At 43.6% G+C, this 17,566-nt stretch carries 17 protein-coding genes; 4 read left to right on the forward strand and 13 right to left on the reverse strand.

Annotation, left to right across the window (positions count from 1 at the left end; genetic code table 11):
- Nucleotides 1-5 precede the first annotated feature (5 nt).
- Nucleotides 6-3,113 (reverse strand): HsdR family type I site-specific deoxyribonuclease, encoded by a 3,108-nt coding sequence (locus K0H59_RS01995; protein WP_309304157.1) that lies wholly within the window; start codon nucleotides 3,111-3,113, stop codon nucleotides 6-8.
- Between the two features lie 253 nt (nucleotides 3,114-3,366).
- On the opposite strand from K0H59_RS01995, the gene K0H59_RS02000 reads away from it, so the two are divergent.
- A complete protein-coding gene (locus K0H59_RS02000; protein WP_220054495.1) occupies nucleotides 3,367-3,525 on the forward strand; it encodes a hypothetical protein in 159 nt (52 codons plus the stop codon).
- Nucleotides 3,526-3,527: 2 nt separating this feature from the next.
- Nucleotides 3,528-3,650 (forward strand): hypothetical protein, encoded by a 123-nt coding sequence (locus K0H59_RS21190; protein ID WP_258405884.1) that lies wholly within the window; start codon nucleotides 3,528-3,530, stop codon nucleotides 3,648-3,650.
- 117 nt (nucleotides 3,651-3,767) lie between these two features.
- On the opposite strand, the gene K0H59_RS02005 is transcribed toward K0H59_RS21190, so the two are convergent.
- The 12 genes from K0H59_RS02005 to prmA form a co-directional block, all read right to left on the reverse strand.
- A complete protein-coding gene (locus tag K0H59_RS02005; protein ID WP_220054496.1) occupies nucleotides 3,768-5,018 on the reverse strand; it encodes a hypothetical protein in 1,251 nt (416 codons plus the stop codon).
- 289 nt (nucleotides 5,019-5,307) lie between these two features.
- Nucleotides 5,308-6,042: an HNH endonuclease gene (locus K0H59_RS02010; RefSeq protein ID WP_220054497.1), complete on the reverse strand. Its 735-nt coding sequence runs from the start codon at nucleotides 6,040-6,042 to the stop codon at nucleotides 5,308-5,310.
- Nucleotides 6,043-6,045: 3 nt separating this feature from the next.
- Nucleotides 6,046-7,338: an AAA family ATPase gene (locus K0H59_RS02015; protein WP_220054498.1), complete on the reverse strand. Its 1,293-nt coding sequence runs from the start codon at nucleotides 7,336-7,338 to the stop codon at nucleotides 6,046-6,048.
- Between the two features lie 144 nt (nucleotides 7,339-7,482).
- A complete protein-coding gene (locus K0H59_RS02020) occupies nucleotides 7,483-8,739 on the reverse strand; it encodes a restriction endonuclease subunit S (protein WP_220054499.1) in 1,257 nt (418 codons plus the stop codon).
- On the reverse strand, nucleotides 8,732-10,468 hold the full coding sequence (locus tag K0H59_RS02025; protein WP_220054500.1) for a type I restriction-modification system subunit M: 1,737 nt from the start codon (nucleotides 10,466-10,468) through the stop codon (nucleotides 8,732-8,734). The genes K0H59_RS02020 and K0H59_RS02025 overlap by 8 nt, the downstream gene beginning before the upstream one ends.
- A 416-nt stretch (nucleotides 10,469-10,884) precedes the next feature.
- Nucleotides 10,885-11,580 (reverse strand): inovirus-type Gp2 protein, encoded by a 696-nt coding sequence (locus K0H59_RS02030; protein ID WP_220054501.1) that lies wholly within the window; start codon nucleotides 11,578-11,580, stop codon nucleotides 10,885-10,887.
- Between the two features lie 83 nt (nucleotides 11,581-11,663).
- A complete protein-coding gene (locus tag K0H59_RS21360) occupies nucleotides 11,664-11,888 on the reverse strand; it encodes an AlpA family transcriptional regulator (RefSeq protein ID WP_011070745.1) in 225 nt (74 codons plus the stop codon).
- Nucleotides 11,875-12,123 (reverse strand): AlpA family phage regulatory protein, encoded by a 249-nt coding sequence (locus K0H59_RS02040; RefSeq protein ID WP_011070746.1) that lies wholly within the window; start codon nucleotides 12,121-12,123, stop codon nucleotides 11,875-11,877. Before K0H59_RS02040 ends, K0H59_RS21360 begins: the two co-directional genes overlap by 14 nt.
- Nucleotides 12,124-12,230: 107 nt before the next feature.
- On the reverse strand, nucleotides 12,231-13,055 hold the full coding sequence (locus tag K0H59_RS02045; RefSeq protein WP_220054502.1) for a DUF6387 family protein: 825 nt from the start codon (nucleotides 13,053-13,055) through the stop codon (nucleotides 12,231-12,233).
- Nucleotides 13,056-13,170: 115 nt separating this feature from the next.
- Complete coding sequence (gene fis, locus K0H59_RS02050; RefSeq protein ID WP_006083371.1) at nucleotides 13,171-13,476, reverse strand: DNA-binding transcriptional regulator Fis; 306 nt, start codon at nucleotides 13,474-13,476, stop codon at nucleotides 13,171-13,173.
- Between the two features lie 16 nt (nucleotides 13,477-13,492).
- Complete coding sequence (gene dusB, locus K0H59_RS02055; protein WP_088211921.1) at nucleotides 13,493-14,461, reverse strand: tRNA dihydrouridine synthase DusB; 969 nt, start codon at nucleotides 14,459-14,461, stop codon at nucleotides 13,493-13,495.
- Nucleotides 14,462-14,635: 174 nt separating this feature from the next.
- Nucleotides 14,636-15,517: a 50S ribosomal protein L11 methyltransferase gene (gene prmA / locus K0H59_RS02060; RefSeq protein ID WP_220054503.1), complete on the reverse strand. Its 882-nt coding sequence runs from the start codon at nucleotides 15,515-15,517 to the stop codon at nucleotides 14,636-14,638.
- Nucleotides 15,518-15,959: 442 nt separating this feature from the next.
- Here prmA and K0H59_RS02065 point away from each other — a divergent pair, with 442 nt between their 5' ends.
- Both K0H59_RS02065 and K0H59_RS02070 read left to right on the forward strand, forming a co-directional pair.
- Nucleotides 15,960-16,685: a fumarate reductase cytochrome b subunit gene (locus tag K0H59_RS02065; RefSeq protein WP_220054504.1), complete on the forward strand. Its 726-nt coding sequence runs from the start codon at nucleotides 15,960-15,962 to the stop codon at nucleotides 16,683-16,685.
- Between the two features lie 204 nt (nucleotides 16,686-16,889).
- Nucleotides 16,890-17,561: a fumarate reductase cytochrome b subunit gene (locus tag K0H59_RS02070; RefSeq protein ID WP_011627397.1), complete on the forward strand. Its 672-nt coding sequence runs from the start codon at nucleotides 16,890-16,892 to the stop codon at nucleotides 17,559-17,561.
- Nucleotides 17,562-17,566 lie beyond the last annotated feature (5 nt).

Here is a 17,566-nt window from a genome sequence, read left to right on the forward strand (position 1 = left end):
GATGGTCACTGTTTATTAAACTTGTGTTTTGCCAATTCCATAAATCTATCTTGCAGATTAGATATCAACTCTACATTACTAAATGATGCATCAATAACGGCGCGTTTTATCTCTTTTTTCAACCGTTTTATCTCATCCCCCTTGTTGAAAAAGTCGACTATCTGCGTAGCTTCATCAAGCATTGCGACAAGGTTTTGAGTAATCGTCTTTATCTCAATTAACTGTTGCTCGTCTATGACTTCAATGTCGCTTGTTTGGGTCACTTCAGCAGTAAGTATGTTGTAGAAGGCAAACTCAGTTTCGGAAAGTCCTGCATCTTGGGCGGCTCTACGACGGTCTATCTCAATTGTGTCGACCATAGCCAATAACAGTTCTAATTGTTGTTCCCATTGTCCAGCAGTCTTCTCGATAATGTCTCTGAGTCTTAGGCTGAGTGATTTGTAATACTCTGGGTCTTCCTCAAGCTTGACGGTAATATGGTGCTTAATCGCGCTTTCAATTTCTGAGGCTTTAGATTCAGTCGATTTTTCTGGTCGAATACTTTCTTTAAAATTTGCTGCCAGTAGGTCAATAGGCGGTATTTTGGGATCAACGCCTGTACTTAAAATATGTTCGTCCACCAGCTTACGGACTTTAGCGCCGATATCAGTCATATCTAAACCTGCATCACGGTACTGGTTTCGCGCGGAATTATGGACTTTGCCCAGCAGTTTCATATCGGCTAAAAATGGTGCGGCGGCCACATCGGGCAGAATGATGTTCATTTGCTTTGCAAATCGCTTAAATGCCATATCAAACTGTGCTCGAACAGTTTCCTCTTTGAGTGCCAGTACATAACTATCAACGTCTTTATTCTTGATATGTCTAAAAAATGAAATGGCGAGGGTGTGTGTAGCTTTTAGCTTGGGAATTTCATCTTTAAGGCTTTGATACGTGCCTTCTACATCATCACTGCTGAACATTTCCATCGCTTCGATAAGGTGGTTCGACAGTCCAAAGTAATCGACAATAAAGCCGCATTCTTTTTTTGCATAGGTACGGTTCACTCTAGCAATGGCCTGCATCAGCGTATGGTCTTGTAGTTTACGATCGATGTACATCACCTGTGCTATCGGTGCGTCAAACCCTGTCAGTAGCATGTCTTTCACGATTAAGAATGCGACAGGGTCTTCCGATAATGGTTTAGTAAAGTCTTGGATAATCTTCTTTTGCTTTGTCTTGTCGGTATGAACAGCAATATAAGCTTCATCGTTGTGATCACCCGAGATAATCACTTCACTAGGTGGCGCACCTAACTCATCTAAGGTCTTTTTAAATATGGTGGCCGCATGGCGACTACCCACCACTATCATGGCTTTAAAACCGTCTGGTTGTATGTGCTTTCGGTAGTGTTCAAGTAAGTCCATGCAAACCCAGCGAATGCGGGCAGGTGCTTCGCGAACTGCGCGCTCAACACCGTATTTTTGTTTAATCTCCCGCTGTTCTTCTTTGCTATAGCTACCAAAGTAAGCCTCAAACAGTTTGTCTAATGACTCTCCAGCGACTTCGGTCTTTACTTGGCGGCCTTCATACAAAATGCGAACTGTTGCGCCATCATCCACCGCTTGATTGATCTTGTATTCATCAATATAGCCCCCAAAAGCTTTATCCATTTTTTGAGTTTTTAGTAGTGGTGTGCCTGTAAACCCAATTTTAGGAGCATTAGGTAGGGCAGCGTTAATGGTCATGGCAAGGCCGCCAAACTGAGTTCTATGGGCTTCATCGGCAAGAACGATAATTTTGTCACTCGGGTTTAAGTTAACAAAACCTTCGTTTTCATTGTTAGCACTCAGCTCTTTCTCTAGGTCTAAGAATTTTTGCACCATTGCAGTCACAAGATCCGAGCTGTCTTTTTTCAGCAGTGCTTTTAGCTCCGCAACTGAACCCGCGTTATAAATTGTTTCGCCTTGGGCGGCGCGGAAGGTGCTAGATAGTTGTTCATCTAACTGAGTACGATCAGTAATAAACACAAGTTTGTATTGCTTAAGCACAGGCTCTCGGCGCATTTTAACAGCAAGCATGACCATGGTTAGTGATTTGCCACTGCCTTGGGTATGCCATACCACGCCCGACTTCTCTTTGCGGTCTTGGCCTGTTTTAAGGCGCTCAATGACTTTATTTACGGCTCTATATTGCTGGTAACGTGCCACCTTCTTAATCAGCTTGCCTTCAACTGGCTCAAATATAATGAAGTTTTGCAGTATATCGAGAAAGCTAGCAGGGCTGAACATACCTGCAATCAAGCGTTGTTGTGCTGTTACCGCAGTGATTGCATCGTGGTTTGAGCTGGTGGCGGTGTACAGTGCAGGGTTATCGTTAACCTGCGTATCGTCGAGGTTATTACAGCTAAACGCCTGAGATAAATTCTGTTCGCTTAACGTGGTATCGGTAAAGGGATAGGCATCTTTCCAATCAGCATAGTGGGATGCATTAGAGCTAATTGTGCCTACTTTGGCCTGATCGCGACAGGTCGATACCATCAGTTGGTTGTACCAAAAAAGCCGTTGTGCGCCTTCATCATCGACGCTATTGCGTAGGTTGGCATATCTGCGTAGTTGGTTAATCCCTTCGCTTATCGGCGCTGAAATGTAAGGGGATTTGCATTCGATCACAGCCAGCGGTAAGCCGTTAATAAAGCAAACAATATCGGGGATGATATTTTGGTTTACACCTTCGACTTTAAACTGTGAAGTACAGATAAACTCATTGGCATCAAGGTTATCAAAATCAATCAATTTTACAGTTTGGCTTTTACGCCCTTTACCAACGTCTTGCTCTACTGAAAGGTAATTTACTAAGGTTTGATAGATGGCCTGATTGTATTCCATCAAGCCGACAAAGTTTGGATGGGTGAGATCACGGCAAACCTTGCGCAGGTTTTCATCGTTAATCCAAGGGTTAATTCTTTTAATGGCGGCTTCGAGCCGTCCCACCAGCACGACATCCCGTAGATAGGGTCTTTCATGGTATTCAGGTGTGAGTTTAGCTCCCGCAATGTACTGCCAACCTAATAGCGATAATTGGGCAATAGCGGGTAACTCGACCTTATGTAGTTCATCCTGATCCATATCCATCCCTTTACCAGATGATTAAAGACATCTTTTGTATCTGATTTTTATACGATTGATTTTGATGTAATCATGCAGGCTCTTATATTACAGAGGCATAGCACAAATAACAGCTAACAAAATCAATTGAATACGGGGCAAATTCAAAAATATGTAAATTTGGACGATTTCCCCCCCACTGCAAGCCCCAAAAGCTCAGGCACAATCTCTTTCGTTGGTAGGGGCTCCTGCCAACGTAACCCTAAATTGGAGAAATAACATGAGCAATAAAACCCCAATGACCCAACAAGCAGCCGCTCGTATTCAAAGCTCAACTGCAACTCAAAACGGAGGAACGGTAGCTAAGGGTAGTTTTGCTGCAAAAGCGCAGAGTGCAGCGGCAAAGAATTCTGGCAATGGTAAGCAGGGAGGTAAGTAATTATGTCTAAACATGATGACGATAATCATAGCAATCAGCTTAATCCCAACAATGACGCTTACTGGCAGAGTCGAGGTGAAGATGAGCGTCCAGACGATTGGCAAGAACAGCTTGATGATGAATGAAAGGTTCAAGTTGTTGACGCTAAATCACCACTAAAGTTAACGGAGTTACAGCGTTCAACCAAAAGGTGGCGTCTCCAAAGTTAATAGGTAAAAGGCCATGGTGATTTAAATGGCCTTTTATTTTTTGATAAGCGCGGTTCGATAGTGTTCAAAATAGATAGGGTAGCGAGCCAGTACTTTTTCTAGTATCGAAGTGATATGAATATTGGGAGTCAGCTTCACACACTCATGTAATTTGATATCAATGGCGCGGGCAATACGGAAGTAATTTAATACAGCTTGGACATCGTAGTTTCCATGCTGATTGAATAATGCTGTCAAAAATGCCTCTAGTTTAGTCTCTGAAGGCAGATTTGCTCCGTTACGCCAATCCTTTAACTGGTTATATTGTTCATCAATTAAGCGGTAACCAGATTTAGATAGAGGCTCTTGCAGAGCGTTTTTACCATCAGCTTGAGTGTCTGTACTATTTCTAATGGGAATAAAAGCTGCCATTGCTCTCCAGCTAAGTTCAGAATCACCCGAAGATAAAAAGCGTTTAAGTTCTATCAGTACGGCTTCATAGCAACAGCATTTCACGTCAGAATGTGCAAATGTATCCATGATCTTAGAGAAAAAGCTGGTTTCCCCATCTGATTCAAAAGTGTCAAACTTTCGCTGATAGTATTGATATAACCCGACTTCATAATGGGCTATGGCTGTCAGGTAAAAATCAAAGATCATGTGATAGACGGCTTCATATAAGCGTTGATGAGTATCATCTGGAGGCGATTTTAAAGCGTCGGAGGCATTTAGGTATGAGGTGTAATAAGCTAACTGCTCAGGAGGGACTAAGCTGTAATGTTGCCAAGTTGGCAGTAAGGCTTGCCATATTGTGATGTAGTCATTTTTATCGATTACACCAATCTTTATCTGTTTTTTTACGGTTTTCAGCATTACATAATCAGCTTCACTTCGGGAAATAAGCCAATCACCAAGCGTAAAAAATTCATGATCGTTTTTATTAGTACTAATACCCAATCCCAAGGCGAACCAATCACCCGCATTAGAGCCAATCTTTGCGGGGCGCAATAATTTCAATAGGTTTGCTTTGGTAAACAATACTTTAAAAGAGACCGAGATATTTTCGCCAAATTGATAGAGTTTGCCGAGCGTCTTGAGACTAACACCCTGAGTTAGTAAGTTTGCTTTAGAACTTTTGGCTATTTTTGAGTTTGTTTGGTAAGCACGTTCGAAAAATGTTATTTGCTGTGGAATGTTTTCGGGCAGTTGTAATAGCCGCGCAACTTCTGCCGTAGATGGCAAAAAAATGCTGGTAAAGTGAGAGGGTGGAAAGACATATTTACCATCCTTGTTTGGCTTAAACATACTCTTCCTTTAGTTGCGAACTGAGCGATATTTTGAGTGATCTAACGATGGTTAAGATATTTATCGCGTTTGACCGCTAATCCGCAGCATGTGCAAATAATGCACATACTGTATATTTACCCAGACTACTCAATAAATCACTACTATATCAATATAGATACTCGCTAGAATCTATCCTTTGTTGGTAGTAGCGATGATTGAGTAGCACCAAGCCATTAAGAGTTCTGCTTGCGTTTAATTGCTATTGTTTTCATCGTATGAAGTGCTTATTAGCTATAAAAAATAGCGGTTAAACTTTCCCACCGTTAACTAGGCCATCAGGGTTTGGGGATGGGGTTATTGCTCTCCCCGTAGCCATATCGAAGCAACCACTCTCCTCAGTACCTTTAAATGCTCGAATTAATCTGATTTTCATGACAGGAAAGGCATCAAATACTTGCATCCAAATACTGAAAAATCCAGCCTGTACTGCCATCATTTCAATCGCCTGCTCCATGGCATTACTTGGGCTGGAATTTAATAGTCTAAGAGCATGTTGAGCTGTTGCTATTGTTTCCATTCTTTGAGCCCCTCTATCTAAAGCGACAAGCTCATCGTTTGAGTCTGTATAAGTTTGAATGGATTTATCTAACCCGACCAATTTGAGCGTATTTTCCGCGAATGTTTTCTGAGCTGGCGTTAAAGTCGGGTTGCATTCCACCTTACCGTCATCGGTGTAATAAAAAGCGTGATAGGTATTATCTCTATCAGGCATTAGTAATTGACTAAAATCAACTTGCTTAGAATTTTTGCAAGAATTGCAATTAGTACATGCGAGTAAAAAATTTGACCACGTTTTTTCTAAGTGTGGCTGACCAAATGGACCATCTTTAGGCTCAATGTGTTCAACAGCTAGTAAAGCTGGAATTCTTCTCTCACAGTAACTGCAATACAATCCTAAGCGACTGACCAAATCAGGCTTTGCATCTTCATATTTTTGAAAATTACCAGCGATAGGAGAGGCGTTTTTTCTAATAGGTCTCATCCACTACTCCCCTAGACTTGCTATTCGCTGCATCTCTAAAAAAGCTTGAAAGGCAGGATTATCAGCATAGGGGGCTAAAGAGTCCGCTAGTCTTTCTTTGTATGCTTGAAGTTTATCTTGTGGAGAGTTCTTGGCCTCATTGAGTGTCTTTAAATACTCAATTGCAACCCCTTTCATTTCTTTGTATCGGTGACTAACTTCAGGTGAATTCACACTCATGATTCCTTCAGCAATATCTTCCAAAGTCATATTCGCAAGTGTATCTGGGGCTAATCCATCGAGCATGATCAGCTCTTCACTTGAGCGTAGGGATTGAATTAAGAAAGGTGAGTGGGTTGTACAGATAAACTGGATCAATGGAAATGTAGATCGTAAATCTTCAATAATATGACGTTGCCACTTTGGATGTAGATGAAGATCTAACTCATCTATTAGCACTACACCTTCAGTTTTTTCTAAAACATCTTCACCTAAATGCGGGTTTAAGTGCGCAGCTTTTTGAGCAATATCAGCGACTAGTGCCAAAATACATCGCTGACCATCACTGAGTAAATTAAATGGGAATGGTTCAGAACCTTTCAATGTTAGAAGTAGCTCTTCTCTCTTAGGGTCATAACGAAGGTGCTCAGCATTTTCGACGCAATGAACCACAGCCCTACGAACCACGGTCAGCATTGTCGGTTCTCTACCTAGCTGAAAGGCCTGCCATTCCTGACGAGCAAACCAAGCTACAAGCTCTTTAAGTGCAATTCGAGGGTCTACACAATGCTTGTAACCATCTAACCTCGAAGGCTTAGTATTTGTTTTGGTTAATGATGGTTTAGTTTTTGATGCCTTAGGGTCTTGCCATAATCGCATTGTCCCGTAATAACTAATTAAGGGCAGTGATATATCACTAGCAAGACTTTCGTCACAAGTTTTCGCTAATGTAATTAACTCGCTGGCATTACCATAACGAGTATTGCCTGTTGGAGAGTTCTTTGAACGCTCCCAAACAACATCATGATTTTTGACCGTTCCTGATGCAGAAACTGAAACAGGCCATGCTTCGATAAATTGCGGTTCACCTTCTTTTTCTACATAAGATAAGGTTGCATCAGAAGGTTCTAAACTCTGCTTGTCATTTTTTTTCTTAAAGCCGAGCAACCAAGTTGCTATTGCGACTGAAACAGCATCCAATACCGCAGTTTTACCCGTAGCATTTTTCCCAACAATCAGGTTCACATGAGGGTGAAAGCGAAATTCCCGTTCTTGGTAACAACGGAAATTTTTGACTTTTAATGTCTTTATTTTCATGTGGTTTGCGCCTTTAGAATACAGTCTGTTAGTAGCTATCTTAACGCAAAATCAATCTTAATACATGTGGTTGCATTTCATTGCCTGAAATCCGATGCGAAGCTAGTTACTAATGCTCTCATTGCATCCATATTAAAACAGTCCTTAGTCAAGCTTCACACGCACTTTACCTGTTAGCAGGTCCTGCATAAGGGCTTTTTTGGTGTTGGAAAGTGCTGTGTATTTCTGTTGTAAAGCAAAAATTTTGTTTTCTACACTGATTAAAGAGTCTGCAATAATCTTCTGCTCTTCAATGGGGGGCACAGGTATTTGAAGTTTTTTAAAGTAAGGTAAGCCGATAGTTTTTATCGTACTACCCATAGCTATATTCTCAAATGTTGGCTTCCAAAGTTGAAGTAAATAATAAAGGAAGTAATTATTCAATTTTTCTCCGCAGACCCAAGCCATGAAATGCTGACTAACAGCCATAGCGCTAGTTATTATTGCGCTTTTGCCGATTCCCGCATCCCTAGCCATAATGACGCTTCCCTCGGGGTGCAATGTGGCAGATGAATTATCAATACCTAACTGACTGATTTTTTTTGATGAGTCATGAATGTGCAAATTGTCGAGCTTGGAAGAGTCAGATAGTGATATCCACTTAATTCCGCCATTCCAATATTCAGTTTTTTGCTTATCAGGAGTGTGTCCACTTCCTCTCTTAGCTACCTTATCGAGAAGAATGCAATCCCAGCTCTTTGGGATTCTGCCAACGGGGGAGTCTTTAAATTCGGTGTGGGGCTCATATTTATCACCTTGCTTGATGCCAACACCTTTGGTGAGCAGCTCCTGCATCATGCCGCTTTTTAAATCTTTGAGCTTGTCGATTTGTGCCTGTGTTTTTTCAATTACCTCATCCACAGAAGTCAAAATCGCAGCAATTTTTTGTTGTTCTGGGAGAGGCGGCAATACCATCAAGAAATTCTTAAGTGTCTCTTTTGTTATTGTCAGGATTACACCACCATCAGCCTCGTTTTTCTTTACGCTAAAGATCTCTCGTACCATCAGCGCAAAAAAATCCTTATCTATGTGTGACGCAATCTCCTCAAATATCAGAATTGTACGATCTACATAGGCATCATATTGAGTGACAACTACTCGGCCTATAGAACCTTGGATGGAAACTAAGACTGTCCCTTTTGGGGCAAACACACTTTTTTTAGCTGCTAGATCTGAAATCCTAACCTTAGTTGATGCTTTTAAAAGGTTGCCGAACCCTAAATCGAACACTTGAACAAATGGAAACCCATTGTCATCAAACCATTCTGGATTCCCGTATGGCTGTGGGAAGCTCCCCCTCCGAAATTTAGATATATCAGCCAGAGAAGACACAATCCAATCAGCAGGAACCTGATTACTCATAACCCAGCTCCTTAAGATAACCCTTCATCACGCCCTCGGCGGTAGCGACTTCATCGTCAAGCTGTTTCAATGATATTTGGTACTTATCCCACCAGCGCTCTAGTTGCGCGATGATGCTGACTGCAACCACTGTATCAGCATGGTTCACATGTTCACGGATCTGCTCTTTGGTTTCGATTTCTGCTCTGAATTGATAATAGTCTTCGCCCTTAGGCTCAAATACACAGCTGACATCAAAACCTTTAAGAATTTCTTCTTGAATATAATCGTCTTGCACTTCACGTAGTGGAATACCGCCGTGGAGAATAGCGCGCACATCAAAAATCTCTGCGGGTGGCGAGGTATCGGCATAGCGGCGAATATTGAGGTTGTAGTCGTTATCGCGGATATCTTTTAGTTTGACTATGGCTGAGTAGCGTTTGATTTCGCTGTAGTTGTCGAAGGTTGCGACGATTTTATTGATATCTTGCAGACGTAAACTGTTTTGGTTTTTGCCTTCTTGATATTCGAGTTCAGCATTAATAAACAGTACCTTGCCTTGGCGCTCGCTCGGCTTTTGTTTGTTGATAATCAACAAACAGGCGGGGATGCCTGTGCCATAGAATAGGCCTGAGGGCAGGCCGATTACGGCTTCTAATAAGTCGTCTTCGAGTATGCCTTTACGAATGTCTTTTTCGCTGGAACCTCGGAACAGCACGCCATGGGGCATCACAACGCCGACCATGCCATCATCATTGGTGCTGGCTATCATGTGCTGCACAAAGGCGAGGTCACCTGCATCTTTTGGCGGTGTACCATAGGGGAAGCGGCCAAATTTATCCTTATCGCAGTCTTCTTTGCCCCATTTTGATAACGAAAACGGCGGATTGGCAATCACGCGATCAAACGTCATTAGGCTGCCATCAATAGTATGCTTAGGTTCGCGCAGGGTATCGCCCTTGCGAATGTCGGCACTTTGTACCCCGTGCAAAAACATGTTCATCTTACAGATTGCCCATGTATTGAGGTTCATCTCTTGGCCGTATAGTGACAGGTTTGCGGCGTTTTCATTATGGGTCGCAAGATAATTACGCATTTGGATCAGCATGCCGCCCGAACCCACTGTAGGGTCGTAAATTCGCATGCCTGCATGGGGTTTGAGCAATGCCACCAGCAATTGCACCACTTCGCTCGGGGTATAGAACTCACCACCTTTTTTACCCGCGCTATCGGCAAACATTTTAATCAAATATTCGTAGGCGGTGCCGAGTAAGTCGGGGCGTTCGAAATCACTATTGCGCAGACGGTACTTGTTAAAGTGGCTGAGTAGGTCGCGCAGCTTATTATCGGAGAGCTTGTTTTTAATATTGAAGTCGATAGAGACTAATACGCCCTCAAGGTTTGGATTGTGTTCTTCAATGGCTTCAGCGGCGGTATTGAGCGCCTCACCTATGTTGTGCTTTAAGTCTTTAAGCGCTGACCAGCGGGCAACTTCAGGAATATAGAAGGTGCTGTCGTACTCATCTTCATCACTGGCTAAGGCTTCGGCCTCAACTTGGGTTTTACCTTTGGCAAGATAGTATTCGATCACCTGCTCACGGGCTTCATCAAATGAATCCGATAGACGCTTAAGGAACATCATGCCGAAGATGTAGTCTTTGAACTCTGACGCATCCATATTGCCACGGAGAATATCCGCCGTTTCCCATAAGAACGATTCTAATTGTTGGAGAGTGATTTGATTTGGCACTGGTTTTCTCTAATGAATTTGGTAAGCACTGTGGGTTAAGTGATGCTGATAAAAGTCCCCTGTGCATTGATGCGCCAAAGTGTACTGATAAGGGGGGGAGGGTACAACGCTATGGCGGGTAAATATGCGCGTTAAGTCATAGTCGGAGGTAGATGTTTAGTAGTGTCTTTTAGATACAAGAAATTGAAGAAACATTTTTTCAACACAAATTGTTAATGAAATGTCAACCGTATTTATGTTTTGGATCTTTGGCATTTGGTTATCGATGTAAGCTCATTCTATATGAGTACAATCTATTGTTTAGTAATGGCTTTTCTCTTGATTAACATTGTTTTGATCCAATTTTAGTGGATCAGCTTAGGCATGAGTGATCCACTTTTCCCCTTACCTAATTGCTGTAAACTTGTTAAGTTTGATTAGCTTCGGCTAGCGCTAGTTTGAAAGCGTTTTATTCCATTCGGTGTCTGTTCTTTGCTGTAATGCTTGGCAAGGTAGCTGATCCTGTGAATCGCAGACTCAACACCTTTAAGCCCGCTGCGTTCAATTTTGTAGCTTGCCGACTCAGGTAACCATGCAGAAGTGTCTGGATGCATATAGCATGCTTTCTGAACCAGTTGAAATGCACCCCAGCCTGACTTAGCTTTATGCCCATTGAGTAGAATGAAGCAGTGATAATGCGCTTTGTCGCTTCTTGGTGTTTGTTCTCGAACCCAAAATAACCATGCTTTAGATTGGTACTTCTTATCTAGGTATCTCAACAGGGTTTTGCGGTATTTGCTGATTAGGCTGTTATTGGGGGTTTCGGTATAGACTCGTAGATCGAATCTGACGAGTAGGATTTTAGAATAGTGACTCAGTGCAGTTAGCAGTTGATCAATTGCTGCATTCATAATGCTGGAGCTGATACCGTGTTCAAAGCTCATCACTTTAAATAAGGTTTCTTGATATAGAAAATCTTCTAAGGGAAAGCGAAGAGCGGAAATATTATAAATAACCTGCTTGTAGTGAGAGTTGTAAAGTGGCGTAAAGCGAGACCTACCATAGTATTGCAGATGCGTAGATTGTATTTTTCTGCTGGTTAAACGTGATTTAGAGCCTGCATTCGTCAGCATTTAATCGCACTCGGTTGAGCTTTGTCGCAGTTTGTTGCGTTTACAGGCCAAAAGAAGGCGGCAAGTGCCGCCTTGGTTAGCTATTACTTAGTGCCGTTTAGCCAGTTGATATAACTTGATTCTGACCAACCAATAGTTCGATTTTGGCTTTTGATGGGTTGAATAAAGACCTTTCTTTTTACTCGTCTGTAGAGTGTTGTTCTATCTATGCCGAGTAATTGGCACATTTCAGTGATTCGGATTATTCGCTCCATCGGTCGCTGCTGGTGGAGCAATTGGGCAAATTGAGTTCTTTTACTCGGTTTCATACCTTGCCCCCTCAGTAACTTGTTCGGATAGTTCTCCGCCAGAGTGAACCCATTGCATCAGTTCTGAAAGACGCCAACCGACAGAACGATTCCCAAGTTTTATGCGTTTAGGGAAACGGTTAAGTCTTTCTAGCTGAAAAGCTTGTGAGCGACTGATAGAGGTAATTAGTTTACGCTCTGTTTCTCGTACTATACGGTCTTGAATGGCTGATTTTTCGATACTAAAGAGGGACATAGATGCTCCTATAGATTGTCTCTGTTTGGCTTAGGAGTATCTTGCCTGTTTGCAATTGTGATTTCGGGGTAAAAACGAAATTTGATTTTTACCCCAAATTTAATCCCTTAAATATCCTGCATTTTAGTGCCTAACGCCCACGTATTTTGCCTGATATTCGCAAATAGTTGCATTAGATGAGATTCGTTGCTGAGAATCTTGCGATAAAACGGTGCATAGGTTTTTTTATATAGCTCCATTCTAAGCTCTTGTTTAGATTCTTCCCCAAGCAGTAATTCACTCAATACATTTTGTGTAAATTCCAGCTTTTGCCAATTATCTTCATAAAAAGGGATATGGTTATAGCAATACATCATGAGATCAAGGTAGGGGATCAACTTATAAGTCAGCAGCTTTTTGAAGGTTTTCTCATTTGCTTGAAAATTGTCAGGCGTTTTGGGTTCTGGGATTGATAGGGTTTTGCGCAGCTGATTAATCAGGAACTCACAGTCACCCAATATCGCTTTATTGGGTTTAGTTAAGTCTATACCTAACACGGTTAAGTCTCGAACCTGCCCCAGCAAAGGCACGAGTAGTTGCGGCTCTAAGTCTAAGTAGTCATTACCACTGCGGAGTTTAATCTCTTCAGTTATCCCTAGAAGATCAACATGGTTCAATGCGATGACTGTCGGAAGGTCTGGTTGTGTAACCGGATTCGAATTGATGATGACATAACCCTGCTGGATCAGTTGCCACCGTCTACTGTCAGTCAGTTTTTTACCATTAGGAAAAGTCGGTGTGTTGTGAAGGGTCAACCTGAGTTCTAGCTCATTAAGAAATTGCGCAGCAGTGAGATCAGCAAGGCAATCATAGTTCTTAATTGAAAACCAATTAGGCCATTTGGGATGGTCTGATGTCTTAATTCGTATTGAGTTAGCTGTGGATGTTTTCATCGATATAAACTCGGCAAGGAATTATCTCGGGGTACATATGGGGGTACATATAATGCGAAAAGGGGCTAACCTTTGCAGGTTAACCCCTTTTCCAACAATCACTTAATCGAAATGATTAGTTCATGCCGTATTTCTTTAATTTTTTACGCAGAGTACCACGGTTGATACCTAGCATGTTTGCTGCGCGGGTTTGGTTGCCGCGAGTGTGTTGCATGATGATGTCAAGCAGAGGTGCTTCAACTTCACTTAGCACCATTTCGTACACTTCTTGTGCTTCCTGACCGTCCAACTGTGCGAAGAAGTTAGTTACGGCACGCTTAACAGCGTCACGTAATAACTGGGGCTTGATAGTGCCGTTTGCGGTTTCGATTTTGCCAACGGTAAGCTGGTGAACTTCTGTGTTAGTTGTCTGATCAAACATTCTATTCTGCTCTTTATTAATTCTGTACTAATTCATCAAAATAATATTCCACAAGGGAATACTGTTCTGCAGCGGTTTCCAGCTGATTAAAGTCAGCCCGAAACTGGCGCTGATCCTCTTGGTCTAGGTACCATCCAATATGCTTTCTGGCGAAGCGGATACCCTTATATTCACCATACAAATCATAAAGTTTGGTGAGGTGTTCCAGCATCACTTGACGCTGTTCAGCCACCTCAATGGGCGCTAGCTTATTACCCGTGTCCAAGTAGTGCTGGATTTCTCTGAAAATCCAAGGCCGTCCTTGAGCACCCCGTCCTATCATCAGAGCATCGACACCGGTATAGTCCAGCACGAAGCGGGCTTTCTCCGGACTGTCGATATCCCCATTCGCGACAACAGGAATCGAGACATTCTGTTTAATTGCTTTGATGGTGTCGTACTCGGCGTTGCCTCTGTACATGCATTGTCTCGTGCGACCGTGAACGGCGAGCGAGGCGATACCACAATCCTCAGCAATCTGGGCGATTTGAACACCGTTCCTGTGTTCAGGCTCCCAGCCTGTGCGAATCTTTAACGTGACAGGTACCGTTACTGCAGCGACCACGGCTTGTAAAATTTCTTTCACTAAGGGTGGGTTTTGCATTAGGGCAGAACCGGCCAGCTTTTTATTCACTTTTTTTGCCGGGCATCCCATGTTGATATCAATGATGTGGGCACCTTGTTCGACGTTGAACTGGGCGGCCTGCGCCATTAACTCTGGATCTGCACCTGCAATTTGCACTGAGCGAATACCTTCCTCGCCGGAATGCGTCATACGCTGGCGGCTCTTATCTGTGTCCCAGACCTCAGGATTCGATGAAAGCATCTCCGACACCGCTAAGGCTGCGCCATAACGAAGACAGAGATTACGGAAAGCTTGATCGGTGACACCTGCCATTGGTGCCACGATCAGCTGATTCTTCAGTTGATAGGGTCCAATCTGCATTTACTGTTTCACCTTAGCTCTTCAAAGGGGCGCTATAGTAGCCCTTTTTATTGGCCGTGAAAAGGTCAATAAATGACCTAGGAGCAATTTTTTTTCTTGACTTTTTAGCCTTGAGAAGTCATCGACAAAATAAGCCTAAGCCAGTGGTGGCGCATGTTGCGCCACCCTTTAGCGTTATTTGCGCTTACCTGTCAAGCGGCTCCAATCTTCTTTGTGAGCCGCTTCGTCCATGTCGAACCATTTGCTATAGAAGTCAGAGATTTCTTGCGCTTGCTCTTTAAGCAGTCCAGAAAGGGCTAATTTACCACCAGATTTGACGCGCTCGGCGATAAGGGGGGCAAGTTCTCGCAGTGGGCCAGCGAGAATATTGGCAACTAACACATCGGCCTTAAGATCGGCGGGTTGATCTTCTGGCAGATAAAGTGCCAATTGGTCGGCAACATCGTTACGCTCGGCATTGGCTTTAGAGGCTTCGATGGCTTGATAGTCGATATCGATACCTGTGACTTTTTTCGCGCCCAGTTTCAGCGCCGCTACGGCGAGAATGCCTGAGCCGCAGCCAAAGTCGATCACTTCTTCTTGGCTTAAATCTAAGCTATCTAGCCATTCTAAACACAGCGCCGTTGTAGGGTGGGTGCCTGTGCCGAAGGCCAGACCCGGATCTAAGATCACGTTTACTGCGCTTGGATCGGGGACTTCACGCCAGCTTGGGCAAATCCACAGGCGTTTACCGAATTGGATTGGGTGGTAGTTATCCATCCACTCGCGAACCCAGTCTTTGTCTTCAATTTGCTCGATTTTGTGGCTGAAGCTTTCACCTAAAAACGGCAGGGTTTTCAGCATCTCAATAGTCGGTGCTAAATCCGTGTCAGCCTCGAATAGGGCAACAACTACGGTATCTTGCCACAGAGGGGTTTCGCCCAGTTTAGGCTCAAAAATCGGGGTGTCTTTACCATCTTCAAAGGTAATAGAAACGGCGCCTTCTTCCATAAGTAAGTCGCTGATGGTTTCAGCATCATCACTGTTGGTGTTAATGCGAAGTTGGATCCAAGGCATGGGTAAAATCCTGTGGCTAGGTTTAAAAAATATCGCGCTATTGTATACCCAAACCGCGCTAATTTGCAGAATTCGGTGGCAATTTAACACCAGTAACTGTGTTTTGGTGCGCTGAGGAATTCTCGCTAACAATTAGGGGGATTTACGGTAGGAATTGAGGTTTATTTCAACATGGACAAGGAGTTAGCTTGTCATCTTTTTGTTGTACGCAAAATCGAACCACTCGTTTCGATTTTTAATATAAAGCCATGAAATATAATGGTTAATTGGTTTTACCTTTGTTTGGTTTTGACGGCTTTTTTGTGATCGTCTTCTAAGAGTTGACGCTTATCCCGTGAGTTACCTCACGCTTTAAATCTGTGACACTCAGCCGCGTTTTTTGTTGCTGCTATGGTGTAGTTTGCAAAGAGGCGTCAACAAACCATTAAAGGGTAAAAGCAAGATGACAAGCGTAACGCGCGTTCACACTAGCGTGAAAACACAGGGGATAGGTCACCCTTGGTCGGCTAAGGCCGATAGATTACAGAGCGCGACTGGTATTATGCTGGGCTGCTTTCTGTTGTTACATATGCACTTCGAGTCGAGCATTCTGCTGGGTAAAGAAGCCTTTTACCATGTGGTGCAGTTGCTCGAAGGTGGTATGTTTAGCAGTAGTGGCCATGGTTTTCCGATAGTCACTAAAGTCTTCTCAGTCTTTATGCTATTAGTCGTCATCTTGCACGCCGCCGTTGCCCTTAGACGATTTCCGGCGCAGCTTGGGCAGTGGCGAGCGTTGCGATCACACTTAGGTGGCATTAAACATCGCGATACCCATGCGTGGTTTTGGCAATTAATCACGGGTTTTATTCTGTTTTTCCTCGTGCCGGTGCACCTCTTTACCATGATCCTAAATCCTGAAATTGGCCCACATTTATCGGCAGAGCGTGTCTATCACGATAATGCCTGGTTGCTCTATGCCTTGTTGTTACCGGCTGTAGTTATCCACGCCATGATTGGCTTATACCGAGTGGCAGTGAAGTGGGGCATCACGACCCAGCGCTCCGGCCTACGTAAACTTGCTAAGATATTGATTATCTACTTGTTATGCCTAGGTAGCGCGAGCTTAGTCTCCTACATGTTTATCGGTAGCGAGCTAAGTGTGCCTGTGCAGCCCTACGTGCCCCATTGATTGAAACCCAATACTGCTGCGTTATCCCATGAGGAATTGGGCGCAGCAGGATTTTGTTTCGCTGCTAATATTTAAGCATTCGATTAATTATTCGCCTCCTAGTTGATCTAACTCAGGTTTTTTGATGGATTTGTGAGCGATATTAATTTTCGAGGACAACTTAATGAGCAGGGCTCACGGAGCCTGTGGCGCGAGGCGAAAGCAATGGCAATCAAACTAAGTATAAAAAAATGGAGTGCGTGGCTAGATTTAAGCCAGAGTTTGTCGGGTGTCATTCTGGCGGTGTTTTTGTGGACCCACTTAGTGTTGGTGTCGTCCATTTTGTTGGGTGGTGATGCCATGAACTGGGTGGCTCGCACTATGGAGCTGAGTTTTCTCTCCAGTGATGGCCATGGCTATCCTTGGGTGGTGACTTGTATTGCCGTCGGTATTGCCGCCCTAGCGCTAGTGCATGTAATTGTTGCACTGCAAAAGTTACCCATGAGTTTGCGTCAACAAAGGGCGCTGCAACAACAGATGCAAGTGATCAATCACAGTGATACTCGTCTCTGGCGTTGGCAGGCCATTACCGGCGTGGTGATCCTGTTATTGCTGCCAGTGCATCTGTGGCTTATCGGCTCGGCGCCAGAAACCATTGGTCCGCAGGGTAGTGCCGAGCGGATTTGGAACCAAGGCGTGTGGATGGTGTATCTGCCGCTATTGCTAACGGTTGAGTTACATGCGGCCATCGGGATTTACCGCGTGGCACTGAAGTGGGGCGCGGCGCGGGATCTCAATAGTCGCAGTCGTTTACGTAAAATCAAAACCATTGTGAGTATCGCGTTTGTCACTGTAGGGATTGCCTCCTTATTGGCATTTTTACCCCACGCGAGTTAAGCGAA

The organism is Shewanella sp. FJAT-51649 (assembly GCF_019457435.1).
GTDB classification, from domain to species: domain Bacteria; phylum Pseudomonadota; class Gammaproteobacteria; order Enterobacterales; family Shewanellaceae; genus Shewanella; species Shewanella mangrovisoli.